This is a genomic window from Stenotrophomonas sp. 85239_Sma (assembly GCF_056481725.1).
In genome coordinates this window covers 1,351,858-1,377,752 of the sequence record NZ_CM151163.1, presented here as the reverse complement: position 1 = coordinate 1,377,752, position 25,895 = coordinate 1,351,858, and the positions used below count along the sequence as shown (strand labels likewise).

The 25,895-nt window shown below is 64.1% G+C and carries 28 protein-coding genes; 16 read left to right on the top strand and 12 right to left on the bottom strand.

Going from position 1 to position 25,895, the window contains the following annotated elements; genetic code table 11:
- The first annotated feature begins 8 nt into the window (after positions 1-8).
- The 11 genes from ACYKG1_RS06510 to map all read left to right on the top strand — a co-directional run bounded on the left by ACYKG1_RS06510 (position 9) and on the right by map (position 8,676).
- Complete coding sequence (locus ACYKG1_RS06510) at positions 9-845, top strand: alpha/beta hydrolase (RefSeq protein ID WP_478472175.1); 837 nt, start codon at positions 9-11, stop codon at positions 843-845.
- A 1-nt stretch (position 846) separates the two neighbouring features.
- Positions 847-1,206 (top strand): EamA family transporter, encoded by a 360-nt coding sequence (locus ACYKG1_RS06505; protein ID WP_006425769.1) that lies wholly within the window; start codon positions 847-849, stop codon positions 1,204-1,206.
- Entirely contained in the window at positions 1,203-1,601 is a 399-nt protein-coding gene (locus ACYKG1_RS06500; RefSeq protein WP_075674983.1) for a DMT family transporter, read from the top strand. The genes ACYKG1_RS06505 and ACYKG1_RS06500 overlap by 4 nt, the downstream gene beginning before the upstream one ends.
- Before the next feature lie 10 nt (positions 1,602-1,611).
- Positions 1,612-2,820, top strand: a complete 1,209-nt coding sequence (locus tag ACYKG1_RS06495) for a DegT/DnrJ/EryC1/StrS family aminotransferase (RefSeq protein WP_262084546.1) — start codon at positions 1,612-1,614, stop codon at positions 2,818-2,820.
- 167 nt (positions 2,821-2,987) lie between these two features.
- Complete coding sequence (locus ACYKG1_RS06490; RefSeq protein WP_478472173.1) at positions 2,988-3,704, top strand: MtnX-like HAD-IB family phosphatase; 717 nt, start codon at positions 2,988-2,990, stop codon at positions 3,702-3,704.
- Between the two features lie 48 nt (positions 3,705-3,752).
- Entirely contained in the window at positions 3,753-5,153 is a 1,401-nt protein-coding gene (locus tag ACYKG1_RS06485) for an aspartate aminotransferase family protein (RefSeq protein ID WP_478472171.1), read from the top strand.
- A 28-nt stretch (positions 5,154-5,181) separates the two neighbouring features.
- Positions 5,182-6,246: a GNAT family N-acetyltransferase gene (locus ACYKG1_RS06480; protein WP_478472169.1), complete on the top strand. Its 1,065-nt coding sequence runs from the start codon at positions 5,182-5,184 to the stop codon at positions 6,244-6,246.
- Between the two features lie 3 nt (positions 6,247-6,249).
- A complete protein-coding gene (locus ACYKG1_RS06475) occupies positions 6,250-7,134 on the top strand; it encodes an arginase family protein (RefSeq protein WP_100471690.1) in 885 nt (294 codons plus the stop codon).
- 111 nt (positions 7,135-7,245) lie between these two features.
- Positions 7,246-7,605, top strand: a complete 360-nt coding sequence (locus ACYKG1_RS06470; RefSeq protein ID WP_478472167.1) for a bleomycin resistance protein — start codon at positions 7,246-7,248, stop codon at positions 7,603-7,605.
- A 68-nt stretch (positions 7,606-7,673) separates the two neighbouring features.
- On the top strand, positions 7,674-7,886 hold the full coding sequence (locus tag ACYKG1_RS06465) for a ParD-like family protein (protein ID WP_006425741.1): 213 nt from the start codon (positions 7,674-7,676) through the stop codon (positions 7,884-7,886).
- 7 nt (positions 7,887-7,893) lie between these two features.
- Positions 7,894-8,676, top strand: coding sequence for a type I methionyl aminopeptidase (gene map, locus ACYKG1_RS06460; protein WP_478472711.1), 783 nt, complete (start codon positions 7,894-7,896; stop codon positions 8,674-8,676).
- Here map and ACYKG1_RS06455 read toward each other — a convergent pair.
- Positions 8,673-9,287, bottom strand: a complete 615-nt coding sequence (locus ACYKG1_RS06455; RefSeq protein WP_100471688.1) for a LysE/ArgO family amino acid transporter — start codon at positions 9,285-9,287, stop codon at positions 8,673-8,675. The two genes, map and ACYKG1_RS06455, sit on opposite strands and share 4 nt — an antisense overlap.
- Before the next feature lie 106 nt (positions 9,288-9,393).
- Here ACYKG1_RS06455 and ACYKG1_RS06450 point away from each other — a divergent pair, with 106 nt between their 5' ends.
- The 5 genes from ACYKG1_RS06450 to ACYKG1_RS06430 all read left to right on the top strand — a co-directional run bounded on the left by ACYKG1_RS06450 (position 9,394) and on the right by ACYKG1_RS06430 (position 15,074).
- Entirely contained in the window at positions 9,394-10,287 is an 894-nt protein-coding gene (locus ACYKG1_RS06450; protein ID WP_478472165.1) for a LysR family transcriptional regulator ArgP, read from the top strand.
- 78 nt (positions 10,288-10,365) lie between these two features.
- The gene (locus tag ACYKG1_RS06445; RefSeq protein WP_478472163.1) at positions 10,366-11,772 is read left to right on the top strand and encodes a TolC family protein; all 1,407 of its coding nucleotides are present in this window, start codon (positions 10,366-10,368) and stop codon (positions 11,770-11,772) included.
- A complete protein-coding gene (locus tag ACYKG1_RS06440) occupies positions 11,765-12,778 on the top strand; it encodes an HlyD family secretion protein (protein ID WP_049446385.1) in 1,014 nt (337 codons plus the stop codon). The genes ACYKG1_RS06445 and ACYKG1_RS06440 overlap by 8 nt, the downstream gene beginning before the upstream one ends.
- Positions 12,763-13,950 carry an ABC transporter permease gene (locus ACYKG1_RS06435; RefSeq protein ID WP_478472161.1) on the top strand — a complete coding sequence of 396 codons (1,188 nt, stop codon included), beginning with the start codon at positions 12,763-12,765 and terminating at the stop codon, positions 13,948-13,950. Before ACYKG1_RS06440 ends, ACYKG1_RS06435 begins: the two co-directional genes overlap by 16 nt.
- Entirely contained in the window at positions 13,947-15,074 is a 1,128-nt protein-coding gene (locus tag ACYKG1_RS06430; protein ID WP_478472160.1) for an ABC transporter permease, read from the top strand. Before ACYKG1_RS06435 ends, ACYKG1_RS06430 begins: the two co-directional genes overlap by 4 nt.
- Before the next feature lie 126 nt (positions 15,075-15,200).
- On the opposite strand, the gene ACYKG1_RS06425 is transcribed toward ACYKG1_RS06430, so the two are convergent.
- The 11 genes from ACYKG1_RS06425 to ACYKG1_RS06375 all read right to left on the bottom strand — a co-directional run bounded on the left by ACYKG1_RS06425 (position 15,201) and on the right by ACYKG1_RS06375 (position 25,872).
- Entirely contained in the window at positions 15,201-15,569 is a 369-nt protein-coding gene (locus ACYKG1_RS06425) for a glycine zipper 2TM domain-containing protein (protein WP_005415760.1), read from the bottom strand.
- A 166-nt stretch (positions 15,570-15,735) separates the two neighbouring features.
- Positions 15,736-17,958, bottom strand: a complete 2,223-nt coding sequence (locus ACYKG1_RS06420; RefSeq protein ID WP_478472709.1) for a methyl-accepting chemotaxis protein — start codon at positions 17,956-17,958, stop codon at positions 15,736-15,738.
- Between the two features lie 425 nt (positions 17,959-18,383).
- Positions 18,384-18,566: a hypothetical protein gene (locus ACYKG1_RS06415; RefSeq protein WP_478472158.1), complete on the bottom strand. Its 183-nt coding sequence runs from the start codon at positions 18,564-18,566 to the stop codon at positions 18,384-18,386.
- A complete protein-coding gene (locus ACYKG1_RS06410) occupies positions 18,566-19,453 on the bottom strand; it encodes a DUF2628 domain-containing protein (protein ID WP_478472156.1) in 888 nt (295 codons plus the stop codon). The genes ACYKG1_RS06415 and ACYKG1_RS06410 overlap by 1 nt, the downstream gene beginning before the upstream one ends.
- Before the next feature lie 196 nt (positions 19,454-19,649).
- On the bottom strand, positions 19,650-19,916 hold the full coding sequence (locus ACYKG1_RS06405; RefSeq protein WP_478472155.1) for a DUF596 domain-containing protein: 267 nt from the start codon (positions 19,914-19,916) through the stop codon (positions 19,650-19,652).
- Positions 19,917-20,147: 231 nt separating this feature from the next.
- Complete coding sequence (locus ACYKG1_RS06400) at positions 20,148-20,609, bottom strand: hypothetical protein (protein ID WP_478472153.1); 462 nt, start codon at positions 20,607-20,609, stop codon at positions 20,148-20,150.
- Between the two features lie 315 nt (positions 20,610-20,924).
- Complete coding sequence (locus tag ACYKG1_RS06395; protein ID WP_157804589.1) at positions 20,925-21,416, bottom strand: hypothetical protein; 492 nt, start codon at positions 21,414-21,416, stop codon at positions 20,925-20,927.
- Positions 21,417-21,423: 7 nt separating this feature from the next.
- Positions 21,424-23,862 carry an EndoU domain-containing protein gene (locus ACYKG1_RS06390; RefSeq protein ID WP_478472151.1) on the bottom strand — a complete coding sequence of 813 codons (2,439 nt, stop codon included), beginning with the start codon at positions 23,860-23,862 and terminating at the stop codon, positions 21,424-21,426.
- A 227-nt stretch (positions 23,863-24,089) separates the two neighbouring features.
- Positions 24,090-24,569 carry a hypothetical protein gene (locus ACYKG1_RS06385; protein ID WP_478472150.1) on the bottom strand — a complete coding sequence of 160 codons (480 nt, stop codon included), beginning with the start codon at positions 24,567-24,569 and terminating at the stop codon, positions 24,090-24,092.
- A gap of 17 nt (positions 24,570-24,586) precedes the next feature.
- Positions 24,587-25,414 carry a hypothetical protein gene (locus ACYKG1_RS06380; protein WP_478472148.1) on the bottom strand — a complete coding sequence of 276 codons (828 nt, stop codon included), beginning with the start codon at positions 25,412-25,414 and terminating at the stop codon, positions 24,587-24,589.
- Entirely contained in the window at positions 25,411-25,872 is a 462-nt protein-coding gene (locus ACYKG1_RS06375; RefSeq protein ID WP_478472147.1) for a VENN motif pre-toxin domain-containing protein, read from the bottom strand. The genes ACYKG1_RS06380 and ACYKG1_RS06375 overlap by 4 nt, the downstream gene beginning before the upstream one ends.
- Positions 25,873-25,895: the final 23 nt, after the last annotated feature.

Below are 25,895 nucleotides of genomic sequence, written 5' to 3'. Positions count from 1 at the left end.
GCCGCCAGGTGACCGAATCGCACGACTTCTTCCTCCCCGGTGGCCCGCAGGGCGTGCTGCTGGTCCACGGCCTGACCGGCACCCCGGCGGAAATGCGCATGCTGGGCAAGGGCCTGAACAACGCCGGCTTCACCGTCCACGGCGTGCAGCTGCCCGGCCATTGCGGCACCGTGGATGACCTGCTGGCGACCACCTGGGAACAGTGGTACCAGGGTGTGGACGATGCGGCGGCGAGCCTGCGTGGCAAGGTCGACCAGCTGTTCGTCGGTGGCCTGTCGATGGGTGCGGTACTGTCGCTGGCGCTGGCCGCGCGCCGCCCAGAGTGGGTGTCCGGCGTCGGCGTTTACGGCGCCACCTTCCGCTATGACGGCTGGAACATTCCCGCCGTGGCCCGCTTCTCGTTCCTGCTGCCGTGGTTCAAGCGCTTCAACATCGGCCGCGACCGCATGTTCATGGAAGAACCGCCGTACGGCCTGCGCGACGAACGCCTGCGCGCACAGGTCAGCGCCGCCATGCTGTCCGGCGACAGCGCTGCCGCCGGCCTTCCGGGCAACCCCTGGCACGCGTTGGCCGAGATGCGCGCCCTGAGCAACTGGACCCGCCGCCACCTGCACCAGGTCACCGCACCGTGCCTGGTGATGCACGCCCGCGAAGACGACGTGGCCAGCATGGGCAACGCCGAGCTGGTGATGTCGCGGGTCAGCGGCCCGAAGGAACTGGTGGTACTGGAAGACAGCTACCACATGATCACCATCGACCGCGAACGCCGCGACGTGATCCGCCGCAGCGCGCGCTTCTTCACCGAAATCGGTGAACGCAGCGGCGTCCTCAAGGCGGTGGCCTGAAATGGGAGCACTCGCCACGCTGCTGTGGCTGGCCAATGTCGTGCTCGATACCGGTGGCCAGCTCGCCTTCAAGGCCGCCGCCAGCGACCCGCAGGACGGCGAAGGATTGCAACGCTGGAAACACATGCTCAGCCGCCCCTGGCTGTGGATCGGCATCGCCTGCTATGTACTTGAGTTCGTCGCCTGGATCGCGTTCCTGTCACTGGTACCGCTGTCCAAGGGCGTGCTGCTGGGCTCGATCAACATCGTGGCGCTGATGATCGCCGGCCGCTTCCTGTTCCGCGAGAAACTCACGCCATTGCGGGTAACCGGCATGCTGCTGGTCACTGCGGGCGTGGCGGTGGTGGGGGCCGGCTCATGAGGCGCCTGTATGTGATCGGCTTCCCTCTGCTGATGGCCTTCGACACGCTGGCCCAGCTGTGCTTCAAGTATGCCGGTGATGCGGCGCTGCCGGTCGAGGCCAACACGGCATGGCTGCTGCGCGTGCTGTCGCAGCCCTGGGTGTACGGTGCCATCCTTGGCTACGTCGGTGCATTTTTCACCTGGATGAGCCTGCTGCGCCACGCACCCATCGGCCCTGCTTTCGCGGCTTCGCACCTGGAAGTGATCAGCGTGCTGCTGCTGTCGGCGTGGCTGTTGAACGAACCACTGACCCTGCACCACCTGGTGGGCGCGGTACTGATCGTGGCCGGCATCGTCTGCCTCGGCCGCGCCGAAGCGGATGACCCGCACAGCCCCGCCGAAAGCACCTCGTGAGCGGGCTGCGATGAACCTGTTCGCGCGCGAACTGCCTCCGACCGCCGGCCTGCCGATGCAGGCCAGCGACTTCCTCCCGGGGGGCGGCGACCTGCGCGACATCCTGGCCCACCAGCTCGGCACACCGCCGCTGCAGCTGACCTGTTCCGGCACCCACGCGCTGCTGATCGCGCTGCGCACCTTGCGCAAGCGTGCGCCCCAGCGCGATACCGTGATCCTGCCGGCCTACACCTGCCCGCTGGTGCCGATTGCCGTGCACAGCCTCGGCCTGCGCGTGCAACTGTGTGATACCCGCCGCGGCCACTTCGACTTTGATCCGGCACAGCTCTCGCGCCTGGCCGACGCACGCACGTTGGCGATCCTGCCCACGCACCTGGGCGGGCGCATCGCCGATGTCGAACTGGCCAATGACATCGCGCGTGGCGCCGGTGCCTGGGTCATCGAAGATGCCGCGCAGGCGCTGGGCGCCCGGGTCGGCAACAGCAGTGTCGGCCTGCGTGGCGATATCGGATTCTTCAGCCTGGCCGCCGGCAAGGGGCTGAGCCTGCACGAAGGCGGCCTGCTGGTCAGCCGCGATGACGAGCTGCGTGCCGCGCTGGCCGAACATGCCGCCGAGCAGGTGCGTTTCAGCCTGCGCTGGGAGCTGCTTCGCAGCGTGCAGCTGCTGGGCCTTGCCGCCTGCTACCGCCCCTCGCTGCTGTCGCTGGTGTACGGCAATCCACTGCGTAGCGCACTGCAGCGTGGCGATCTGGAAGAAGCAGTCGGTGACATCTTCCCGCTGGACATCCCGCAGCACCGGGTCAGCCAATGGCGGCAGAACATCGGCGCCCATGCTGCACGGCGGCTGCCTGCGTTCCTGCAGGCCGGGCGCCTGCGCGCATTGCAGCTGCGTGTGCAGCTGGCACAGCTGCCGGCCGTGGAGGTGGTCGATGGCCTGGCGGGCACCGGCGGCACCTGGCCGATGCTGATGCTGCTGCTGCCCAGCCAGCGCGCGCGCGATGCCGCGTTGGACGAACTGTGGCCGCGCGGCCTCGGTGCCAGCCGCATGTTCATCCATGCCCTGCCCGACTACGCCTACCTGCGTGGCATCGTGCCGCAGGACGACATGCCGAACGCGCGCGACTTCGCTGCACGCATGCTGACCCTCGGCAACAGCGCCTGGCAGACCCAGGAAGAGACCGCGCAGATCCTGCGCGCACTGGCTGCAGCGCAGCCCTGAAACCGCGATTTCCGGGGCATTGCGCCTGTTCAGGGCACTCGATTCCTGAACACTTTCCTCATCCTGCGGTGCAGGCTTTCAACAGGAAAGGAACGAGAAAGGCTGCCTGCCTACATTGAGCCTGCCCCGGCACCGTGCCGGACGACTTTCTCATCGACGGACCTGCCATGCACTGGAGCATCCTGTGTGACTTCGACGGCACCATCAGCCTCGAAGATGTCATCGACTCGCTGCTGGAGAAGTACGGCCAGCCGGGGTGGCAGGAACTGGAAGACCAGTGGAAGTCGGGAAAGATCGGCTCGCGTGAATGCATGCAGGGCCAGGTTCGGCTGCTGGAACTGGACCCGGCCAGGCTCGACGCACACCTGGACCAGGTACAGATCGACCCGGGCTTCGCTGCCTTCGTCGCCCGCGCCGAGCAGCTGGGCCTGCCACTGCGCATCGTCAGCGACGGCCTGGACTACGCGATCCACCGCATCCTCGCCAACCACGGCCTGCCGCCGTTGCCGGTGGTGGCCAACCACCTGCGCTGGTGCGAAGACCATTGGGAACTGGAATCGCCCTACCAGGCCGAAGGGTGCCGCAGCGGCACCTGCAAGTGCACCTGCGCCGCGCAGGCACGTGCCAACCAGGCACCGCGCGTGCTGATGATCGGCGACGGCAGTTCGGACTTCTGCGTGTCCGAAGATGCCGACTTCGTGTTCGCCAAGCGCCGCCTCATCACCCACTGCACGAACGCCGGCATCGAGCATGCCGCCATCGATACCTTCCACGATGCAATCGCACTGCTGCCGCGCTTGCTCGATGGCAGCCTGCTGCAGCCACGGCGCCTCGACGCCAGCCCACCGCCCGCCGGACTGCCCCTGCTGCTGGCCACCGCCTGAGCACGCCCCCCCTTCCCCTTTCGAACGTCCTTCACGGAACCGAACTGCATGAACATTTTTGACAAGAACGCCGACGCCGCTGCCTACGACGCGCAGCTGCTGGCAGACGAAGCCCGCTACAGCTCCTTCGGCGATACCGTCCACTACGTCGACCCGCCGAAGATCTTCCAGCGTGGCGAAGGCAGCTACATGTTCGACGGCGCGGGCGTGCCCTACCTCGACCTGCAGATGTGGTACTCGGCCTGCAACTTCGGCTACAGCAACAAGCGCCTGAATGACGCGCTGAAGGACCAGATCGACACCCTGCCGCAGGTCGCCAGCCAGTACCTGCACCCGACCCGCGTGCAGCTGGCCAAGACCATTGCCGTGGACATGCACGAAAAGTTCGGCCTCGACGGCCGCGTGCATTTCAACGTCGGCGGCGCGCAGGCCGTTGAAGACTCGCTGAAGATCGTGCGCAACGCCCGCGGCGGCAAGAGCCTGATGTTCGCCTTCGAAGGTGGCTACCACGGGCGTACCCTGGGTGCCTCGTCGATCACCTCCAGCTACCGCTACCGCCGCCGCTACGGCCACTTCGGCGAGCGCGCGATGTTCATTCCGTTCCCGTACCCCTTCCGTCGCCCGAAGGGCATGACCCCGGACGAGTACTCCGACCACTGCGTCTGGCAGTTCGAGCGCCTGTTCGAAAGCGAATACAACGGCGTGTGGGATCCCAAGGTCGGCCAGGCCGAATACGCCGCGTTCTACGTCGAGCCGATCCAGGGCACCGGCGGCTACGTCATCCCGCCGCGCAACTTCTTCACCGGCCTCAAGCGCGTGCTGGACAAGTACGGCATCCTGATGGTCGTCGATGAGATCCAGATGGGCTTCTGGCGCACCGGCAAGCTGTGGTCGATCGAGCACTTCGGCGTGACCCCGGACGTGCTGGTGTTCGGCAAGGCGCTGACCAACGGCCTGAACCCGCTGTCGGGCCTGTGGGCGCGCGAAGAGCTGATCAACCCGACCGTGTTCCCGCCGGGCTCCACCCACTCCACCTTCAACTCCAACCCGCTGGGCACCCGCATGGGCCTGGAAGTGCTGAAGCTGGGCAAGGAAATGGATTACGAGCGCACCGTGCCGGAAAAGGGCGCGTACTTCCTCGACGGCCTGCGTGGCCTGCAGAAGCGCCACCCGGAAATCGGCGACGTCGACGGCCTGGGCCTGGCCCTGCGCGCCGAGATCTGCCAGACCGACGGCTACACCCCGAACAAGGAACTGCTGGACCGCATGGTCGACATCGGCCTGGCCGGTGACCTGCTGCACGATGGCAAGCGCATGGGCCTCGTACTCGACGTGGGTGGCTGGTACAAGAACGTGATCACCTTCGCGCCGTCGCTGGACATCAGCTACCAGGAGATCGACCTGGCGATCACCCTGCTCGACCAGGCGCTGACCAAGGCCAAGGGCTGAGGTCGATGCGCTGCCGGTTCCCGTGCCGATGGAGATGACGTCACGCGCGTCCAGCACCGCGCTGGAACCGGCCGCGCTGTTGGAGGGCTTCCTGGCCCACCCGCCGCAAGGGTTCGAGGCGGGCCGCCTTCCCAGCGGCCTGCCGACCTTCCGTGCGCCGCTGGACCTGACCACCACGATGGATGACGACCTGCGCGGCAAGTTGCTTGGCCTGCCGCTGTCGCGCCTGTGGCGGCCCTGGATCACCTGGAAGACCCGCTTCGTCGGTGCCACCAGCACCGAGTACACCCCGCTGCCCGCGCACGTCGCACCAGAGGCATTGGCCGAGGACGTGACGCGTCACGCGATCGGCGATACCCGGCTGCTGGTGGTCAAGGACCTGGCGATCGATTCGCCGCTGCTGGACGACGCCGCCAATGCACACAGCGGTGCCTTCCTGCAGGCGCTGCTGGCACGCGGCTTCGTCGAACTGGAAGGCATGCCGCTGGCCTGGGTGGCGATCGATTTCGATTCACTCGATGGCTATCTCGGCCGACTATCGTCCTCGCGCCGCAAGAACATCCGGCGCAAGCTGCGTTCGCGTGACCAGCTGCAGGTCGAGTGCATCGCCACCGGTGATCCGGCCCTGGCCGACCCGCAGCTGCAGGCCGAACTGTATGCGCTTTACCTGGGCGTGTACGCACAGAGCGCCGTGCATTTCGACCAGCTCGACCTGCCTTATTTCCAGTACCTGCTGGCCGACAGCCTGGGCCAGGGACGGATGTTCCTCTACCGCCACCAAGGCCAGCTGATCGGCTGGAACCTGTGCTACGTGCATGCCGGCAAGCTGGTGGACAAGTACATCGGCCTGGCTTATCCGCAGTCGCGCGAGCACAACCTGTACGCGGTCAGCTGGATGCACAACCTCGAATACGCGCTGCAGCACGGCCTGAGCCACTACGTGGCCGGCTGGACCGACTCGCGGATCAAGGCCGAGCTGGGCGCCCGCTTCACCTCCACCCGGCACGCGGTCCACGCACGCTCGCCGCTGCTGCGCGCCGCCCTGCGCAAGCTGGCCCCGCATCTGCAGGGCGAACCTGATGGAGGCGGTTGAACGATGCCATTGCGCTCCCCGTTGATCCTGGACCTTGACGGTGGCGTGCTGCCGCTGCCCCAGGCGCAGACCCTGGCCCTGCCGCAGTGGCACGATCCGCTGCGGTTCGCCTGCAGCAATACGACGCTGGGCCGTTTCGCGGCGGAAGTGCTGGCAGCGCTGCCGGCCCAGCTCGGCACGGTGATGCTCGGCAGTGGCGACTTCCATCACCTCAGCCTGCCGCTGCTGCAGCGCATGCGCGCGCAGGAACCGTTCCAGCTGGTGGTGCTGGACAACCATCCGGACAACATGCGTTTCCCGTTCGGCATGCACTGCGGATCGTGGGTGAACGCCGCCAGCAAGCTGCCGCAGATCTCGCACATCCACGTGCTCGGCATCACCTCCAGCGACATCGGCCTCGGCCATGCCTGGGAGAACCACTGGCGTCCGCTGATGGGCGGGCGGTTGACGTACTGGTGCATGGACGTGGACGTGGGCTGGGGGCAGCGCCTCGGCATGGGCCACGCCTTCCGCCGTTTCGAGCATCCCGAAGCGCTGGTGGCCGCATTCGCCGCAGAGCAGGCGAAGTCGCCACAGCCGACCTACCTGTCGATCGACAAGGACGTGTTCGCCGAGAACGTCGCCCGCAGCAACTGGGACCAGGGCCGCTTCCAGCTGGAACACGCACTGGTGGTGATCGAAGCGCTGCGCGCCGGCGGCCTGGTCGGCAGTGACATCACCGGTGAGGTGTCGCTGGCCAACTACCGGAGCCGCTTCAAGCGCTGGCTGTCCTCACTGGATGGCCAGCCCGACATCAGCGCCGACGATCTGCCGGTGTGGCAGGCACGGCACCAGCAGGTGAACCGTGAACTGCTGGCGGCGATGGCCGCCGTGCCGACGGCCTGCTGACCGCTTCCGGTAGTGCCGGCCATTGGCTCGGCAACTTCCTGTTCCCGGGCTCACGAGGATGCCGGCCCACAGCCGGCACTACACTGGGCGCCTGCCCCAGGAGCTCTCGTCATGCCCCAGACCGTCATCCCGCAACTGCGCGTGCGCCATGCCGACACCACCCTGCCGTTCTACGTGCAGGGGCTGGGTTTCGTGGTCGACTGGGAACACCGCTTCGAACCTGGTTTCCCGCTGTTCGCCCAGCTCACCCGCGACGGCCAGACGATCTTCCTCACCGAACACAGCGGTGACTGCGAGGTCGGTGGCGCCGTGTACTTCATCGTTGAGGACGTCGACGCCCTGCATCGCGCCTTCAGCGCTGCGGGCGTACCCATCGAACAGCCGCCGCATGACACCGAATGGGGCAGCCGCGAGATGCTGCTGCGTGACCCCGACGGTAACCGCCTGCGCTTCGCCACCGACGCCAGCTGAACCAGGCGGCCTTGAGCTGGATATACGAAACATATACGCTTCGTATACTCACTGATCCAGGACCGCCCATGGGCATCGTCAACATCGATGACACCCTGCACGACCAGCTGCGCCGTGCCTGCACCGTCTCCAGCCGCTCGATCAACGCCCAGGCCAACTTCTGGATCCGGGTCGGCATGCTGTGCGAGATGAACCCCACGCTGAGCTTCCAGGACATCGTCGCCAGCGAACTGCGGGCAGCCGGCGTGCAGCCGCAGGCGCTGGCCCCCGGGCGGGCGTGACGTGGCGATCATCAAGCGCCCCGACGAGATCGCGCTGATGGCCGAATCCGGGCGCCTGCTGGCGCAGGTGTTCGCCGCGCTCGACCGGCTGCCGCTGCAGGGTCGCAGCACGATGGCGATCAACGATTTCGTCGAACGCATGATCGTCGATGAGCTGCAGGCGCGACCGGCCAGCAAGGGGCAGTACGGCTTCCCGTATGTGCTCAACACCTCGATCGACAACGTGATCTGCCACGGCGTACCCAGCACCACCGACGTGCTGCGCAACGGCCAGATCGTCAACCTCGACATCACCCTGGAGAAGAACGGCTACATCGCCGATTCCAGCACCACCTACCTGGTGGGCGAGGCCAACTACGCGGCGCGCAGGCTGGTGCAGGCCACCTACCAGGCGATGTGGAAAGGCATCGCTGCGGTGCGCCCCGGCGCGCGCCTGGGCGACATCGGCCACGCCATCGCCCGCCATGCACGCAGCCAGGGCTATAGCGTGGTGAAGGAATACTGCGGCCATGGCATCGGCCAGGAGATGCACGAGGAACCGCAGATCCTGCACTACGGCCATCCCAACACCGGCATGGTGCTGGAAGAAGGCATGGTGTTCACCATCGAGCCGATGCTCAACCAGGGCAAGCCGGCCATCCGCCAACAGCCGGACGAATGGCCGGTCTACACCCGCGACGGCAAGCTGTCGGCGCAGTTCGAGCACACCGTGGCAGTTACCCGCAGCGGCGTGCGCGTGCTGACCCTGCGCCCTGGCGAAAAGCCGTTGTGCGCGATGGACGCGGCCTAGAGCGGGCGCAACAGCAGCAGCGTGGCGAGGCAGAACATGAAGATCGCCACGCCGGCGTCCAGCACGCGCCAGGCGCCCGGCCTGCGGAACACCGGCTGCAACAGGCGCGCGCCATAGCCCAGCGTGCAGAACCAGGCCACGCTGGCGGCGCAGGCACCGGCGGCGAAGGCCCAGCGCAGGTCACCGGGATAGCGCGTGGACAGGCTGCCCAGCAGCACCACGGTATCCAGGTAGACATGCGGGTTGAGCAGGGTGAAGGCCAGGCAGGTCAGCAGTACCTGGCGTCCGGTGCCGCCCTGCCCCTCGGCGGCAGACAGCGCACTGCCACCGCGCCACGCCCGCAGCCCGGCCTGCAGGCCGTACCAGAGCAGGAACGCCGCGCCACCGAAACGCAGCACCTGCAGCAGCAGTGGCCACTGCAGCACCAGCGCGCCCATGCCGCCGACGCCAGCCAGGATCAGCGCGATGTCTGCGCCGGCACAGGCCAGCACCACCCTGCCCACATGGCGCTGCTGCAGGCCCTGGCGCAGCACGAAGGCGTTCTGCGCACCGATGGCGATGATCAGGCCGGCACCTGCGAACAGGCCGGCGGCGGTAGCGGCGATCCACATCAGGACAGGCCAGGCAGCAAGGGGACGCGCAGGGTGCGGCCGCCGCCCCTGTTTAGACAATCTGATTTTTCTTTATCCTGTGCAGCAAAACTGAAGAGGCTCCGGCATGGATCTGCTACATCCGCAACTGGCCGCGTTTGCCGCGGTGCTGGAGGAAGGCAGCTTCGAGGCTGCGGCACGCCGCCTGTCGATCAGCCCGTCGGCCCTGTCGCAGCGGATCAAGGCGCTGGAGGACAGGCTCGGGCAGGTCCTGGTAGTGCGCCAGGCACCGTGCCGGCCGACCGCGGCGGGTGAAGCGCTGCTGCGGCGGGTACGACCGATGCAGGCACTGGAAGCCGAGGCGCTGGCCGAGCTGCTGCCCGAGCGTGGCAGCGACGCTGCGCGCACGCCGATCCCGCTGGCGGTCAACGACGACTCGCTCGATACCTGGTTCGTACCGGCCATCGCCGACCTGCACCAGCGCCACGGTTACCTGTTCGACCTGCGCATGGACGACCAGGACCACACCCTGCAGCTGCTGCGCGATGGCAGCGTGCTCGGCGCGGTCACTGCCGAAGGCCAACCGGTGAAGGGATGCAACGTGCACCCACTCGGCGCGATGCGCTACCACGCCATCGCCTCGCCCGGCTTCGCCCGCCAGTACTTCCGCGACGGCATGCAGGCTGCGGCCCTGGCGCGCGCGCCGATGCTGGTGTTCAACCGCAAGGATGAACTGCAGTGGCGTTTCGTGCGGCGACTGACCCGCGCGCGGCTGCAGCCACCGTTACACTACCTGCCCTCCTCCACCGGTTTCGTCGAAGCCGCCGCGTGCGGACTCGGCTGGGGCATGGCCCCGGAAACCCTGGTCGCGCCCGCGGTGCGCGCCGGACGCGTGGTGGTACTGGAACCCCGTCGCTGGCTCGATGTGCCGCTGTACTGGCAGCATGCCGCCGTGCGCTCAAGCACGCTGCAGCACATCACCCAGGCGCTGCGCACTGCGGCCAGCGGCACCCTTCGTTGAGGACAAACCGATGATCGCAGACCCGGGCTTCACGCCGCGCGCACTACCGTTTGCGCACTTCATTACCACTGGGACGGCATGGGCGTGATCGGCCGACGTACAAGGACGCACCGCGCGAAGGCCGTGCTGGGGCTGGGGCTGGCAACCTGCCTGCCATTCGCTGCGCCCGCGCAGAGCAACACCGACGCACCCGCATTGGACTGGGAACAGGCACGGCAACGCCTGGAGCAGGTCTCCGATGCGCTGGCCGCCGCCGACGCCGCCGTGCGCAACAAGCAGGACCTGCAGGACGCGACCCGCCTGCTGCGCCTGCCGGAGATCATCGGCGAAGTGCGCCGACTGCAGTTCCAGAAGACCCTCACCCTGCCACTGGGTTCACTGGCACCGGTGGCCGAGGCCTATGGCATCGACTCGCCGCTGTCGTTCACCGAACGCGACTGGCGTACCCGCCCGGTGGTGACCGCAGTGCTGCCGCTGTATACGGGCGGCGTGATTCCGGCCGCGCAACGTGCGGCCAGCGCCGCGCACGAACAGGCCAGTGCCGAGCGCGAAGCCCAGCGTCAATCGCTGACCGTGCAGCTGGCCCAGGCCTATTTCGGCCAACGCCTGGCCGAGCAGGCGGTGGACGTGCGCCGCGACGTGCGCGATGGCCTCAACCGCCACCTCTCCGACGCAGAGAAGCTGGAACGCGAGGGCTTCGCCACACGCGCGCAGCGCCTGCAGGCCACCGTGGCCCGCGACAAGGCCGAGCGCGAATACCAGAAGACGGTGAACGACCTGGCCACGCTGAAGGCCGCGTTGGCTACGCTGCTGCGCAGTGGCGGCGAGGTGCAGCCGGTGTCACCGCTGTTCGTGCAGCGCGTGCCACTGGAACCGGTGTCCAGCTTCGAGCGCACCGCGCAGGCACGCCAGCCGCAGATCGCACGCCTGCGGGCGATGGTGGCGCAGGCCGAACAGGGCGTGCGCGTGCAGCAGGCCAAGCTGAAACCGCAGATCTTCGCCTTCGGCCAGTACGACTTCCGCCGCCGCGACGAGATGCTGACCGATCCGGACTGGGCGTTCGGCATCGGCCTGAAGTACACCTTCCTGTCGCCGAACTCGCGGCCGGCGCAGATCAGCGCCGCGCGTGCGCAGCAGGACCAGGCCGAAGCGGGCCTGCGCGAGGCCGAGAACCAGGTCGCACTGGGCGTGCGCAAAGCCTGGAACGAGCTGGAAACCGCGCGCCAGCAGTACGTGCTGCTCGACAGCAGCATTGCCCAGGCACAGGAAAACCTGCGCCTGCAGGAGCTGGCGTTCCGCGAAGGCCAGGCGACTTCGCTGGATGTGATCGACGCGCGGCTCGGCCTCGGCGGCGCCCGCGTCGAGCGCGCACAGGCCGCCTACCAATACGATATTGCGCTGGCACAGTTGCTGGAGGTCAGTGGACAGATGGACCGTTTCGAAGAGTTCCGGCGGCGTGCGGACGAGGTGATCGACCATGAGTGATGTGCTGCACGACGATGCGACGACACCCCCAGGCAAGCGCCGGTTGGGACCGATCCTGATAGTGGTGCTGCTGGTCGTGGTGGTGCTCGGCCTGTGGCTGGCCTGGCGCAGCCCGGGCGACCAGATCCAGGGCATGGCCGATGCGGACACGATCAACGTGGCCGCCAAGATCACCGCGCGCGTGGCCGAGCTGAAGGTGCGCGAGGGTGACCGCGTGCAGCCCGGGCAGGTGCTGTTCCTGCTCGACAGCCCGGAAGTGGCCGCCAAGGAACAGCAGGCACACGGCGCATTGGCCGCCGCACAGGCGGTGGCCGACAAGGCCGACGAAGGCGCGCGCAGCGAGGACATCCGCGCCGCCGAAGCGAACTGGAAGCGGGCCGAAGCCGGTGCGACGCTGGCTGAAGCCACCTACCAGCGCGTACAGAACCTGTTCAACGAAGGGGTGATGACCCGGCAGAAGCGCGATGAAGCGCATGCCCAGGCGACCAGTTCGCGTGAACTGGCCCGTGCCGCCCGCGCGCAGTACGACATGGCCTTGGCCGGCGCACGCGAGCAGGACAAGCGTGCCGCACAGGGCCAGGTGCAGCAGGCACAGGGCGCGGTGGCCGAGGTCAACGCCGCGCGTGTCGAAGTGGAAGGGCGCGCGCCGGTGGCCGGCGAGATCAACAAGCGCATGGCCGATCCGGGCGAACTGGTACCGGCCGGCTACCCGGTGTTCACCCTGGTCGACATCGACCGCATGTGGGTGGCGATGAACCTGCGCGAATCACAGATGCAGGGCCTGAAGGTCGGCAGCAAGCTGCAGGGCAGCGTGCCGGCACTCGGCCTGGACGGCGAATTCGAGGTCTACTTCATCAACCCGGCCGGCGACTATGCTACCTGGCGTACCACCCGCCAGTCGTCCGGCTACGACGTCCGCAGCTTCGAGGTGCGGGTGCGCCCGGTACGCCGCATCGAGGGCTTCCGCCCCGGCATGAGCGTGCTGTTCGCATGGCCCCAGCACTGAGCCCTGGCCGCGGCGGCTTCGCCGCCAGCTGGCGGCGCGAGCTGTGGTCGCTGCGCGGCAACCGCGCCGACCTGCTGCTCGTCACCCTGCTGCCGCTGCTGATGCTGGTGGTGATGGCGTGGATGTTCACGCCCTCGGTGATGCGCGACATCCCGGTCGCGGTGGTCGACCTCGACCACAGCAGTGACAGCCGCCTGCTGCTGCGCATGCTCGACGCCAGCCCCGGCGTGCGCGTCGCCAGCCAGCCGGTGGACCTGGAAGACGCACGCGCGCAGCTGCGCAGCCTCGATGTGTTCGCCATCGTGTTGGTGCCGCGCGACGTCACCCGGCAGGCGCTGCGCGGGCGCCAGGGCACGGTGTTCGCCTATTACAACGCCACCTACATGACCACCGGCCAGTCCGCGTCGCGCGATATCGGCGACGCGGTCTCGGCCTGGAACGCACGCCTGCTGCGCGAGCGCATCGGCCTGCAGGTCGGCCCGGGCAAACTGCGTGCGGCGCCGATCGCGGTGCAGTCGGACATCCTCTACAACCCGGCGCGCAGCTACGAGCTGTTCCTGCTGCCGCTGATCTTCCCGGCGGTGCTGTCGCTGGTGCTGGCGCTGGCAGTGGCCGGCAGCCTCGGCCGCGAGATCCGCGACGGCACCCTGCCCGCCTGGCTGGGCCGCACGCCGTGGCCGGCGATTGCCGGCAAGGTCGCACCGTACATCCTGCTGTTCTCGGTGTATGGCGCACTCGGCATCGGCTACCTGGCCTGGCTGCGCGGCGATGGCGTGGCGGGCAGCGTGCTCCTGCTGCTGCTTGCACAGCCACTGTTCTACCTGGCCACGGCCGCCTACGCGCTGTTCTTCGTCGGCGTCACCCGCGACATGGGTACCGCGCTGTCCGCAGTCGGCCTCAGCATCGGCACCGCACTGGCGTTCTCCAGCGCCACCTTCCCGGTGCTGGATGGCCCCCTGTTCACCCGCATCTGGCATCAGCTGCTGCCGCTCAGCGCCTACATCAAGCTGCAGACCCAGCAGCAGTTCATCGGTTCGCCGCTGCAGGTTTCGGTGTGGCCGCTGGCCACATTGCTGCTGATGTCGGTGGTCGCCGGTGGCATCGGCGGCCTGCGCCTGATCGCCTTTGCGCGCACGCCTGCCGCCGCACAACCGGCAGGGGCCGACGCATGAGCGCATTCTGGCGCAGCCTGCGGCAGACCCTGATGGCGGTGCTGTGCGACCGCTATGCGATCGTGGTGATGGTCGGCGCGGTGATCCTGTACTCGTTCTTCTACCCGGCCGCGTACCGTCACCAGGTGGCCGGCAACCTGCCGGTGCTGGTGGTGGATGAAGACCACAGCGCGACCAGCCGCGAGCTGCTGCGCAAGCTCGATGCACTCCGCGTTGCGCGCGTGGTCGGGCAACCGACGGACATCGACAGTGCCCGCCAGCAGCTGGAAGCCGGCCACGCCGAAGGCATCGTGCTGATCCCGGCCAACCTGGAGCGCGACATCCTGCGCGGCCACCCGGCCAAGCTGGTGCTGCTCGGTAACGGCGCCTACCTGGGCCGTGCCAGTTGGGTGCTGGGCAGCGTGGCCGATGCACTGGGCGCATTCGGGCGTGAGGCGGTAGTCGGCCAGGCCGCCTTCATGGGCGCGCCGCAGGCACCACCGGTCACCCTGGTGCAGCGCCCGCTGTACAACACCCAGGAAGGCTATGGCAGCGCCATCGTGCCCGGCGTGGCCGAGCTGATCGTGCACCAGACGCTGCTGATGGGTATCGGCGTCCTGCTCGGTGGCCGTCGTCTCGCACTTGGCCGGCGCCTGCGCTTCGACCTCCCGACCCTGGCCGGCATGGCGTTGGGCTTCGCCCTCATCGGCCTGTTTGGCCTGTTCTATTACGCCGGATTCACCGCCTGGGTGCAGGACTATCCGCGCGGCGGCAATCCGATGGGCCAGCTGCTGGGCGGCACCTTGTTCATCGCCGCCACCGTGGCCTTCGGCCTGTTCGTCGGCAGCTTCTTCCGCACCCGCGAACGCGCCTTCCAGTACATCATCGCCACCTCGATCCCGCTGTTCTTCCTGGCCAACCTGTCGTGGCCGGCAGTGATGACGCCACAACCGCTGGTCTGGCTGGCGCAGCTGCTACCCACCACCTCGGGCATCAACCTGATAGTGCGCCTGAACCAGATGGACGCCAGCCTGGCGGAAGTCAGCCATGAACTGATCACCCTCACCGCCCTGCTGCTGCTCTACGGCAGCCTCGCCACCTGGCGCCTCCTCGCAAAAAAGGGGACGGAGGGGATTAAGTCGTAAGCGGCCGGTTGGGGGGATTGCGACTTAAACCCCTCCGTCCCCTTTTCCTGCAACGACAAACGCCGGCGCAGGGCCGGCGTTCGAATACTGCGGTGTGCAAGGGGAAAACAGGCTGTCGGCGATCGATCAGCGATAGACGCGTTCGCAGCGGCGCTCGACCACGCGGTCGCCGTTCTTCTGCTGGCTGTTGCCCTGGATCTGGCGGCCGGCCGCACCACCGGCAACAGCACCTGCCACGGTAGCGAGCTTCTTGCCATTGCCGCCGCCCACCTGGTTGCCCAGCAGGCCGCCGATCACCGCGCCGGTCGCAGTACCGGCAATGCGGTTCGGATCACGCGAGTTGCGCTGCACTTCCACGTTCTTGCAGACCACGCGGCTGCCATCGTTGAACTTGCGTCCCTCATCGCGCGGCCCATAGGTCTGCGCGCCGGCCACCGACGAAGCCGCCAGCAGGGTGCCCAGCACAAGCAATCGGGTCGAGGTCTTCATGGCCATCTCCTGAGTTCCGGTATGGCGCAAGTCTCCTCCCGCGGTTGGCAACCGGAAGTGAAATGCGCGTGTCCGCCGCCTCATCGGCCATCGCGCGTTCAGGAAGAAAATCCGCGCCCACCACGATCAGCCATCGTAATGGGCGCCGTCTCCCTACCGGCGTGCTGCCTTGCTAGAACTCTTCCCAGCCACCGGCGTTGGCCGCCAGTGTCGGTTCGATGCGGGGTGAGAGCGCAGCGGGCCGACGCACCGGGGTGACCGTCGCAGCCACCGCTGCCAATGCAGGGCGTACCACCGCCGCTGCCGTCGCCGCACCCGTGCGGAACACCGAAACCGCCTCGGCCAGCAGGTTGGCCTGCTCTTCCATCGAGCGTGCCGCCGCACTGGCCTCTTCCACCAGCGCCGCATTCTGCTGCGTGGTCTCGTCCATCTGCACCACCGCCTGGTTCACCTGCTCGATACCCGAGCTCTGCTCCTGCGATGCGGCGGAGATATCGGCCATGATGTCGGTCACGCGCTGCACCGACGCCACGATCTCACCCATCGTGGTGCCAGCCTGGCGGACCAGCGCCGAGCCGTCAGCGACCTTGCCGACCGAATCCTCGATCAAGCCCTTGATCTCCTTGGCCGCACCGGCCGAGCGCTGTGCCAGCGTGCGCACCTCACTGGCCACCACCGCAAAGCCCCTGCCCTGTTCGCCGGCACGCGCGGCTTCCACCGCCGCGTTCAAGGCCAGGATGTTGGTCTGGAAGGCGATGCCGTCGATGACGCTGATGATCTCGGCGATCTTCTTCGACGAGGCTTCGATGGCCGACATGGTGGTGACAACCTGGCCGACCACCTCGCCGCCCTGCGAAGCAACACCATGTGCGCCGATGGCGAGTTGGTTGGCCTGGCGGGCATGCTCGGCATTCTGTTTCACGGTGGAGGTCAGTTCCTCCATCGATGCCGCGGTCTCTTCCAGGTTCGCCGCCTGCTGCTCGGTGCGCCGCGACAGATCGGTGTTGCCCGAGGCGATCTCGCCTGCCGCCAGGTTGATGCTGGATGCGCTGGACTGGATGCGGCCGACAATCTGCTTGAGCTGATCGACGGTGGCGTTGCAGTCATCGCGCATGCGGGCGAACACGCCGTGGAAGTCACCCTGCATGCGCACGGTCAGGTCTCCGCGCGAGATCGCCTGCAGCAGGGTCGACACCTGCACCAGGTTTTCGTCGGTGGTCTGCATCAGGCGATTGAGCCCGGCCACCATGTCGCGGAAATCATAGGCGAAGCGGTCTTCGTCGCCGCGCAGGCTGAAGTCACCCGCCGCCGCTGCCGTCGCCAGCCGGCGGATCTCACCATTGATCGCCGACAGGCTGGTCTTGGTCTCGTCCATTGCCTGGGTGATCGCCGCCTTCTCGCCCGGTAGCGGATCCATGTCCACTGACAGATCACCGCGGGCGTAATGCTTCATCACCTCGATCAGCCGGTTCTGCACCTGCACGTGCGAACCGACCAGCGCATTGGTCTCATGCACCATGCGCCCGTAGTCGCCGGGGAAGGCACTCTCGTCCATGCGGTAGCTGAGACTGCCCGCATCGTGCTGGCGTGCCAACTCGCCCTGCGCCGCCATCACCGACTGCAGCTGCGCCTGCATGCGCTGCATCGACCTGAGCAGCTGCGTCACCTCATCGTTGCCGGACGCGTCGATGCTGTTGTCCAAGCGACCGTTGGCGATGCCATCGGCCAGCTTCACCGCCCCTTCCAGCGGACGAGTCAGGCTGCGGGTGATCGCCCACGCGGCCAGTGCGCCGAGAATCAGGCTGAGCACACCGAAGGCGATGGACAGGGTTCCCGTCCATGCTTCCGTGGCGCGGTATTCCTCACGGCTGCGTTCGGTCAGGGTTTCCTGGTGCCGCAGCAGGGTCGAGATCGCCTCGTTCCATGCGGTTGCCAGCCCATGCTCGGCGAGCAGTTCCTTGGCCGCGCCGTCGAAATCACCCGCCTTCATGCGCTCGTGCAGATGCTGGGTCGAGGCGTCGGTCGCCTTGCGTGCCGCGTCGATTTTCGCCACCAAGGCATCGCCGGTGGCATCGCGCGGAATCTTGATGTACTTGGCCCAGATGCCGTCGTAGGTCTGCGACAGCTCCTGCGCCTTCTGATAATCCTTGTCGAATTCTTCGCCGCGCTTGATCACCATCAGCCGGCGGTGCATCAACACTGCGTTGTTGGTATCCAGCATGTCGTTCAACAGCCGCATCTTCACCATGTTGACGTCCACCACTTTCTCGAACTGGGCGGACTTCAGGTGATTCCCGTACAGGACCAGGCCGACGATGGCCACGATGAACAGCAGCAGCAATCCAAACCCGGCACCCAGCCGGGATCCCACTCGGAGGTTGCGTAAGGCGAGCATCTCAATTCCCTTGATCATGGCCGTACGATCGATGGCGGCGCAGGCAGGGGAAACTTTATGGGCCGATATTATTATATCGATCCAAAACCCTGGAACTGTGCAGACAGGTGTGAAATCAGACGACTCACGAAGGCGTTATATCCATAAGGTATATCGCCACGGGTAGCCAGAATGGGATCAGACCGGGGCCTGCCGCCCCGCTATCCGGCATTACGGAGCAGCAGGCCCCGGGAAGACCAGATCCTTCCCGAGTCTTGCCGCATAGACGCTCTCGAACTGGAACGAGAGCACAAACCGGTGCCCGCACGTCGCGGCGTAGCGCTTTGTGAAACGGCAGATTTCCTCCCACGCGCTTTCAAACCCGCTCGCGCGGAAATGAAACGAACCGAGCAGGCCCACCTGCCACTCGGCTTCAATCCCTTCCGCTACGAGCGCCTCCGGCGGGTCGACGATGCCGACCCGAAGCCGGTGTTGGATGCTGGAAGATGCCCACGCAGACCGTCAGTACCTTCGGAGTACTCGGCCTGGATCGAATCCAGGGCGTGCAGCACGGCATCCAGGTCGGCACCGGCTTCGACTTCGACTTCGAGAAACAGCGAAATGCCCATTACTTGTGCAAGTCGATAAGGGTATGCCTGTTGAAGAACCGCATCTTCCCCTCGATCGTGAAGTCCGTGCGCCTGATTTCACCCAGCATCATCTCGCGTTGGGCGTCGTTCAACGTACACGGCTCCAGGACATTGGCCTCCAGCACTTGACCTGGTGGCGCCAAACGCAATTCGACAATGCAGGCATTGCCCTCGGTTGGAACGCCCGCTGGCCACGCCGTCATTGCGATCGCACGCATTTGCTCCTGGTACACCACCCGCTCCGCTTCCTCTATCTGCGGGTCCGGCAGATACGGCGGGTTCGCCGCCACGTGCACAGCGGACTGCGTGGGCATTGGCTCTGATAGCGAACCAACGATCAGTTTGATAAGGGTGTTCTGTGAGGCCGTTACCGCCAAGGCGATCACCAGAGCGGTGTAGCTGACGCCGCCAGCCTTCTGCAGTTCAAGGTGCCGACGATGTGCCCCGCGATGCTCGGCATCAACCTTGCGGACAATCCTTCGGCAGTGCGCCAAGTACAGCGGATTCGCCAGGATTCCAGCAAGTACGCGAAACACCACGAAAGAGAGCAAGGACAACCATGGCAGCCCCAGCAGCGCGAAGGTGGTCATCAGCAACGGCGAAAGGATGAACCAGATCGCGCCCCACGCATGCATGCGCCGGAAGAAGAACCAGAGTGACGAGAACAGGAATGCCGGCCAGTTCCATCGCCTTGGCGCCCTGCCGCTTGCTTCGTACAGCCTCCAGTAGTGGAGATAGGTGGAGAACCTGTCTCCTACCACGATCGCCAGTGCATCCTTTTCGCTCAGCCCATCGGAGGCTGCATCTGTGCGCTGTACTGCTTCGCCGCCGGCGCTGCCGAAGGTGGGCTCAATCCTTACTCTCATTATCTTTTATCCGAACTCGCCACGAAATCATTCAAGACCGCTCCCCACGTAGCATCCGGGCCATTGAGATACCCCTGCCTGCATTCAAGCGCGATGCAGCGATGCAGCGATGCATAATGATTGAATCACTGCGACCCGACAGTAATCCAACACACCAATCAGAAAGAATGCCTCACCCGATGGGGCGCAAACTAGATCAGGTCCAGACATCCCCCTCAGGCGCGACCCAAACCAATCCAAACGGAGCATCTGTAAGAAACCAGAATCCATCCTCATCGAGATCTTCCTGATCTCTTGCTCCAGGCCAGGCACGACGCAGAACGCCCAATTGTGCATCGATATCGCCATCGGCAAAGACGCCGTCCGAGGCAAGTTTCAGCTTCCCTTCCTCCATCAGCATCCTAAGCATAGAAAAGAACTCTTCCGTCTGCCGCTCAAACGCCCCCTCAAACTCCATATTCATATTTCTCCACAGAACCCCCATGGAGTATCCATAAGAGTAATGAAGAACATTCCTGATCGTGTCAGAAATCATTTGAACTTGACGCCCACAATTCTATACGTCCAGCGCGCAATTTACTCCAATGGTATCGGCATTGATACCCAGCTCTGCCACCGACGTCCGTTTGCCTCCGATGGCGGCATTGCTCTCGGTCAACGTGGCAAGAGGGTAGAGCCGCTGTCGCCAGTTCAATCAAGAAGAAATCGATATAAGAGAACCTTCACGCCACGCTACTCCCGACATAGAAAACAATCTATCAATCTCCTCAAAAAATCCCGACGCGAACATGGGCCCTTCTGCAGAAATCAAACATCTTGAAACCATGCTGGAGGATACCGAGGAGCCAACCATATAGGAATCAAGCCAATACTTCTCCCCATCTTCGGAAAGCGCAAACGGATCGAACTGCGACAGTCGAGCACAAAACTCCTCAGCACTAGCCAACCCAAGCTCATCAAGAATGTTCGGGACTGAGAAGATCCACACCCCTGAAACAAGACACCTGAGTGTCAAATCAACCGCAAACTGCCATTTCGCATCGTTACTAACCGCCCCAACTCCCAAAAGCGCGTGCGGCGAGCACTCATCCAAACTGAGCAAATACACGTACCACTCAGTCGCCTCGACAATATCAATCAATTCATGCGAATTCATGGCACCCCACTTCTCACAGGGAACTTCAATTTCAAAATCTGATCCTTAGCCTTATTGGCATTCAAAGAATTCACTCGCGCACTATTTATCTCGACAGTCGCGGTAGTAGCGGAATCTGATTCCAAATACGAAGTTGAGGAAGACAATCGGCCACGCGATCAGGCACGCCGACCAGATGGACAGATACACGCACTTCAACACGTCAATATGCCACGCATTTGTCCACTTCCCATGTGCTGACGTGATTGCCTCAACGGCCCCTCTGCCAGAAGGCACTCTCGAACCGCGATCTACAGGAACTTCTGAAGGTCATGCTCAGAAGTCGTCCTCAAGCCTGGAGACATCCCCGCCTGCATCCTTGAATCGACGGACAGCCTCTTCACCCTCAGCCTCATACTCGAACTCGAACGCCGCTGGAGGTCGATCCTTCTTTCGCGGGCTGACTGCTCGGAAGGAAGAGTACATATCCAGGACACTGATAATCTGCGCCTGCTTCAACAATGCAACATTATTTTTATTCCATCTGGAAAAAATCAGGAACAGGTCCCCCACGCGCAAGACTGCATGCCCCTCCCCATAGTGAACGCACTCTCCGCCACTGGCAGCAGGTGCCGCAGTTTCGAATAATTTCCGAACGCGTCGCTCACTGCCTGTGCCAAGAAAACCGAAGTCACCATCCAACCATGCAGCAATCTCCCCGACCCCATCCCCCTGACCATACAAGACAGGCTCTGAATCACCAATTCTCTCATCTGACGAGACAACATACTCATCACCATTCCAATAAGGAAACAAAATTGCACCCATAACCATTCTATTTAGCCCCATAAACCGGATATGCCGTGGCTGCTCCGCCATCCGGGCGTGTGTAGTAGCCTTCAATCTTAACACCACTGGAAGAAGTGCCCTCCCAATATGGCTGACCATTCCTGTACTTCGTTGACGATTTCGCAAATGCGCTTTCGATCTCCATCTCCACCCTGCGCCGGGTCCACTCTCTCGGGAAAAATGTTGTCTCGGCCCTCTTGGCCACCCACTTACCAGTTGCGGGATCACGAATTTCGACCATCCCCCGCGTGATGCCCTTTCGATCCGGCCCCATGGTCACTTCAACAACCCTTACATTATCTGATCGCAGATAATGACCACCAACACCATCACCACGCGCATTCAAGTTCCCGTCTAGAATGTGTTCATAATCTACCGGCGCAGTTCTGCCTGCCGTCCCCCTTTGCTGTTCGATCAGTTCGGCGGGCGTTTTTGACGCCTCTACTTCATTGAGATAGTCGTTCTTGGGGCGTCTTTCACCCATATCCACAGGCGATTTCGGTTTTCCAGCACCAGATGCGGCCTCACGCTCCAGCGCCGCCAGCGTCCTCGCCTTGGCCGCAGCGCGGATTGCAGTGATGTCACCCAGGCTGACCACGGCCAATGCTGCATCAAGTCCCATATCGCCCTTGGTGAAACCGTTGCCCGCAACATCCGCAAGGTTCCACTTCTGGTTCAGACCGAGCTCGTAGGTCGCCGCATCCCAGCCATTTCCGAAGTAGCCAGTGATGGATGACCAGGCGCCGATACCCTTCTCCTTGACGAGGCCCCACCCACCTATTTCCAGCGCACGATCATAGTCATGCTTGGCTTGCTTGAAACTCTCCACAGTGGCATAGATCTGGTTCATCTTGGCCACGTCCATCACCATGCCGCCCGCGTTGGTCGTAACGCCCGCAGCAGCCCCAGCCTTGTCAAACAACAGATTGATGGCGAAATTGGTCATCGCCTCCTGCATTCGTCCATCCAGGACCAGTGCACCCGCAGTGAACGGATCGCATCGCCCGGCGGCGGCGCAGGTGATCTTGTACTTAGCATCGATCGAAGAAGTATGAGTGAGCAGATCCGACGCGATCTTGCCCCCATTCCCCTTCGTCAGGGCCGCCTCAGCCAGGGCAAGCCCGTTGTCCTTGATCCATTGGGTATAGACGGATTCACCCTGTGCGAGCGTCCAGTACGCGTCTCCCAGTTTGGACTTCTCCGCCTGGCACGCTGACGAGTTCGCCGCTCCCGTGCACGCGGCAATCAAGGCCGAATTCCTCGCGTCGGACAACGCAGCGAGTTCTTCCTTCTCGCCGCAGCGTTCACCGCTCTTCGTGCAGCTCAGCATGGCGTCCAGGAACTGCATGCGCTCTGCATGATTCAGGTAGTTGTTCTCGACGGAGTTCTTGGCAATGGTGGCTCCCAAAGCCGCCCCCATCGCGCCATCCCCACCGATTCCACCAGCCATCGCTCCAACGGCCTGCCCCAGTACTTTGATCTTCTGTTCCTGCTCGGGACTCAGCTGCCCTCCATTCTGGCGCGCGTAGTAGTCGCCCAGGACCTTCGCCGCCAACTCACCACCACCAGCCGCCAACGCCCCGCTCCCCGCCTTGCCACCATTGGCCTCAGCCAGCAGCGCGCCCAGCAGCGCGTGCGACAGCATCTGCATGGCCTCGCTAGGCACAGCACTCTGCTTGTTCGGATCAAACGTCTTGCCGATCAGTTCAGCCGCATACGGCGCCAGCGCGCTGGAACCCAGCTGACCCAGCCCCTGCCCTTCAACACCACCGACCAACGCGCTGGTCACTGCGCCGAGCGCGCGACCATAGACACCATCAGGGGCCCACTTCTGCTGGGTCACCAGTGCATCGGGGTAGGATGCATCGAACGCGACGAGGCGCTTGAACTGCTCGTCCGAAGGAAGCGCATCGAACGCCCGTCTCTCTTCGGGACTCATCGGCTCCCGATATTTATCCGTGATCTTCTTCGCATCTGCACTGCCAATATCCCAGGCAATCTGCTGGCTGGTGGCCATCACCGTCCCCGCCGCAGCCGCCATCGCCTGCTGGTCCGCCAGCAGCTTGCTCGCATCCGGCAATGCCTCCAGCGCACGATGCGCTCCACTGGCGTCGGTATTGATGCCCAGCTCAGCCGCCGACGTCTGCTTGCCACCGATGGTGATGTTGCCCTCGGTCAAAGTGGCAAGGGTGGAGCTGCTGTCGCTGCCCTTTTCCATCATCGGCAGGCCCGGACCACCACGGGGCGCGGCCGTTCCCGGCTTGGGCGTCCAGCCATCCATCTCACCGCCGGCACCACCACTGATGCTGCCCGAACTGGCCGTGTAGTCCATGTGGTTCTGCAGGTCGGTGAACGTCAGCGAGCCCGCAGTCAGTTCACTGTTGCCCGCATGGGTGCTGGCAATCGCGCCGCCCACCAGGTTCACGTGACCTGCATCGACGTGGTACCCGCCATTGCCGGCAAACAGGCCGCTCTGCTGGCCAACGCCCTAGCTGCGGTTGGCCTTGACTGCACTGGCGAAGCCGTCTGCATTCTCGATAGTCCCGAATGACACCTGCGCGCATTAATCGAGGCAGCACGGCCTCAACACTATCGGCGCGAACATTCAGTTCAGTTTGGGCGGATTCAACAAGCCCGCGCAGACTGCAATCATCAACAGCGGCGTAGTTGCTCAAGAACCGCCTCCCGAGCGGGAAAACGTGAAATGTACTCACCATCAATCTCAGAAAGCTCATCACGCCACCGGAAAACTCTATTACCCGGCATAAAAACCGACACAAGATGGGCCAATAGAATCTCGTCAATCTCACCACCACCATCGTCCATCTCAATACTGAGCAACGCCTCCCCTACCCCTACCACCAATGAAAACCCCTGCGTCGCCAGGTACTCTGTGACTACCCCACCCCTCAATATTTCAATTCTGATCCACGGCTCATCCTCCGACTTCCGACTCCACTCAGCATTGGCTTCCCACTTGTTTACCTTCAAATCAAGAAAACTACTTTCATTCAAACTTTCATGATCTTGAAAGTATGAAACCGGAACTTCACCCCAAGCCTGATAGACCAGGGAGTTTCTCTCAGGAAGCCCCTTTCCAGCGACCAGCACAACCACGTATTTAGTTCCCATCACATATTTCCCGTTTCCTAAAGACGTCGCAGCCCCTTTTCGGCGTTCTTAACCAACTGATCCCTCGCTGATTGCGGCAACCGTTTGAATGCCTTGTCTATCTGCGGGGCTAGCGGCAATGAAAGGTCTGGACGGAAGTCTACGATTGAGTCTTTGCCGCCGCCGGATTGTATTTGAAGCTTACCATTGGGCTCGATATCGACCCGCAACAACCTCTTTCGACCACCAATAACAGCCTCAACTGGCTGGCCAATGGTCTCGCTCGCTTTGATTACACCCTTAGTTCCAGAAACGGCCGAGCCCATGCCGGGGCTTTTTATGCCCCAACTGCCCCGCAATGCTCCCAATCCCTTATCTGCCCCTCGTGACAGGATCGCAAGGTAAGCAGCCATCTCTTCGGTCTTCGTCATGACCGACGATTGATCGATAGCACCCTGCATGTAGATGTCAGGGTGAAGAGATGATACATAGCCCCGCATCAAGCTCATCGTCGAAGAGAGACCCTCCAAAGTTGCCTCGAGGTTTCGCCGACTCTTGTCCATGAACCATCGATCGAGACCTTTGTCCATGATCTCTCCGACGGCTGTCATACCCGAAGCGAGAGCGTCATTTTTAAGCTGACGATAAGCAAATGCTGCGTCCGCTCCCGGCGTGGGTCCAGCAACCCTGTCCTCAACCGCAACACCGTACTGTTCCCAGTATCGATCGACACGAATCGCCCACTCGTGCTTCCAGTCGTCCTCTGAAGTAGCTGGATAGGACCGCATACTCAGCTCAACAGCGGCATCGTGCGCAAGCAGCTCACGATCTCGCTCTGCGTTCAGCTCGTCATACGCATGTGTCACGGAGTCCTTACAGGCTTGGACATCTCCCCCTTACCACCACACGCGGCCCGCTCGGACTCCATGAGTGCGATTTCCTGCCTGCTCAACCAGTTGTTCTCAACCGAATTCTTGGCAATCCCCGCATTCAACGCGATCTCAGCCAGATCCTGCCCCGACAGCCCACCTGCTAGCGCTCCCACCGCTTGTGAAAGCGCCAGAAGCGCCTCCCTTTGCTGCGGGCTGAGATTCGCCGGGTTACCGCCGAACAACGTGTCCGTCAGGACTTTAGCCGCAAGCTCACCACCACCGGACGCCAACGCCCCACTCCCCGCCGACCCACCATTGGCCTCAGCCAACAGCGCGCCCAGCGGTGCCGGACGACACCTGTACATACGGATCGCCCCCGTCCCCCCGCCCGATAGCAAAGCAATCGGGGCAAGCGCCCGCAGCTCGGAAACCAGAAGGCGAGTGCTGTTCATGGACAGATTGCCACCATGGACCA

What these genes read in the sequence shown, in the direction of transcription:
- ACYKG1_RS06505 (WP_006425769.1), top strand. Translation starts at nt 847, where the DNA reads ATGGGAGCACTCGCCACGCTGCTGTGGCTGGCCAATGTCGTGCTCGAT.
- ACYKG1_RS06500 (WP_075674983.1), top strand. Translation starts at nt 1,203, where the DNA reads ATGAGGCGCCTGTATGTGATCGGCTTCCCTCTGCTGATGGCCTTCGAC.
- ACYKG1_RS06495 (WP_262084546.1), top strand. Translation starts at nt 1,612, where the DNA reads ATGAACCTGTTCGCGCGCGAACTGCCTCCGACCGCCGGCCTGCCGATG.
- ACYKG1_RS06490 (WP_478472173.1), top strand. Translation starts at nt 2,988, where the DNA reads ATGCACTGGAGCATCCTGTGTGACTTCGACGGCACCATCAGCCTCGAA.
- ACYKG1_RS06485 (WP_478472171.1), top strand. Translation starts at nt 3,753, where the DNA reads ATGAACATTTTTGACAAGAACGCCGACGCCGCTGCCTACGACGCGCAG.
- ACYKG1_RS06480 (WP_478472169.1), top strand. Translation starts at nt 5,182, where the DNA reads ATGGAGATGACGTCACGCGCGTCCAGCACCGCGCTGGAACCGGCCGCG.
- ACYKG1_RS06475 (WP_100471690.1), top strand. Translation starts at nt 6,250, where the DNA reads ATGCCATTGCGCTCCCCGTTGATCCTGGACCTTGACGGTGGCGTGCTG.
- ACYKG1_RS06470 (WP_478472167.1), top strand. Translation starts at nt 7,246, where the DNA reads ATGCCCCAGACCGTCATCCCGCAACTGCGCGTGCGCCATGCCGACACC.
- ACYKG1_RS06465 (WP_006425741.1), top strand. Translation starts at nt 7,674, where the DNA reads ATGGGCATCGTCAACATCGATGACACCCTGCACGACCAGCTGCGCCGT.
- ACYKG1_RS06455 (WP_100471688.1), bottom strand. Translation starts at nt 9,287, where the DNA reads ATGTGGATCGCCGCTACCGCCGCCGGCCTGTTCGCAGGTGCCGGCCTG.
- ACYKG1_RS06450 (WP_478472165.1), top strand. Translation starts at nt 9,394, where the DNA reads ATGGATCTGCTACATCCGCAACTGGCCGCGTTTGCCGCGGTGCTGGAG.
- ACYKG1_RS06445 (WP_478472163.1), top strand. Translation starts at nt 10,366, where the DNA reads ATGGGCGTGATCGGCCGACGTACAAGGACGCACCGCGCGAAGGCCGTG.
- ACYKG1_RS06440 (WP_049446385.1), top strand. Translation starts at nt 11,765, where the DNA reads ATGAGTGATGTGCTGCACGACGATGCGACGACACCCCCAGGCAAGCGC.
- ACYKG1_RS06435 (WP_478472161.1), top strand. Translation starts at nt 12,763, where the DNA reads ATGGCCCCAGCACTGAGCCCTGGCCGCGGCGGCTTCGCCGCCAGCTGG.
- ACYKG1_RS06430 (WP_478472160.1), top strand. Translation starts at nt 13,947, where the DNA reads ATGAGCGCATTCTGGCGCAGCCTGCGGCAGACCCTGATGGCGGTGCTG.
- ACYKG1_RS06425 (WP_005415760.1), bottom strand. Translation starts at nt 15,569, where the DNA reads ATGGCCATGAAGACCTCGACCCGATTGCTTGTGCTGGGCACCCTGCTG.
- ACYKG1_RS06420 (WP_478472709.1), bottom strand. Translation starts at nt 17,958, where the DNA reads ATGCTCGCCTTACGCAACCTCCGAGTGGGATCCCGGCTGGGTGCCGGG.
- ACYKG1_RS06415 (WP_478472158.1), bottom strand. Translation starts at nt 18,566, where the DNA reads ATGGGCATTTCGCTGTTTCTCGAAGTCGAAGTCGAAGCCGGTGCCGAC.
- ACYKG1_RS06410 (WP_478472156.1), bottom strand. Translation starts at nt 19,453, where the DNA reads ATGAGAGTAAGGATTGAGCCCACCTTCGGCAGCGCCGGCGGCGAAGCA.
- ACYKG1_RS06405 (WP_478472155.1), bottom strand. Translation starts at nt 19,916, where the DNA reads ATGAATATGGAGTTTGAGGGGGCGTTTGAGCGGCAGACGGAAGAGTTC.
- ACYKG1_RS06400 (WP_478472153.1), bottom strand. Translation starts at nt 20,609, where the DNA reads ATGAATTCGCATGAATTGATTGATATTGTCGAGGCGACTGAGTGGTAC.
- ACYKG1_RS06395 (WP_157804589.1), bottom strand. Translation starts at nt 21,416, where the DNA reads ATGGGTGCAATTTTGTTTCCTTATTGGAATGGTGATGAGTATGTTGTC.
- ACYKG1_RS06385 (WP_478472150.1), bottom strand. Translation starts at nt 24,569, where the DNA reads ATGGGAACTAAATACGTGGTTGTGCTGGTCGCTGGAAAGGGGCTTCCT.
- ACYKG1_RS06375 (WP_478472147.1), bottom strand. Translation starts at nt 25,872, where the DNA reads ATGAACAGCACTCGCCTTCTGGTTTCCGAGCTGCGGGCGCTTGCCCCG.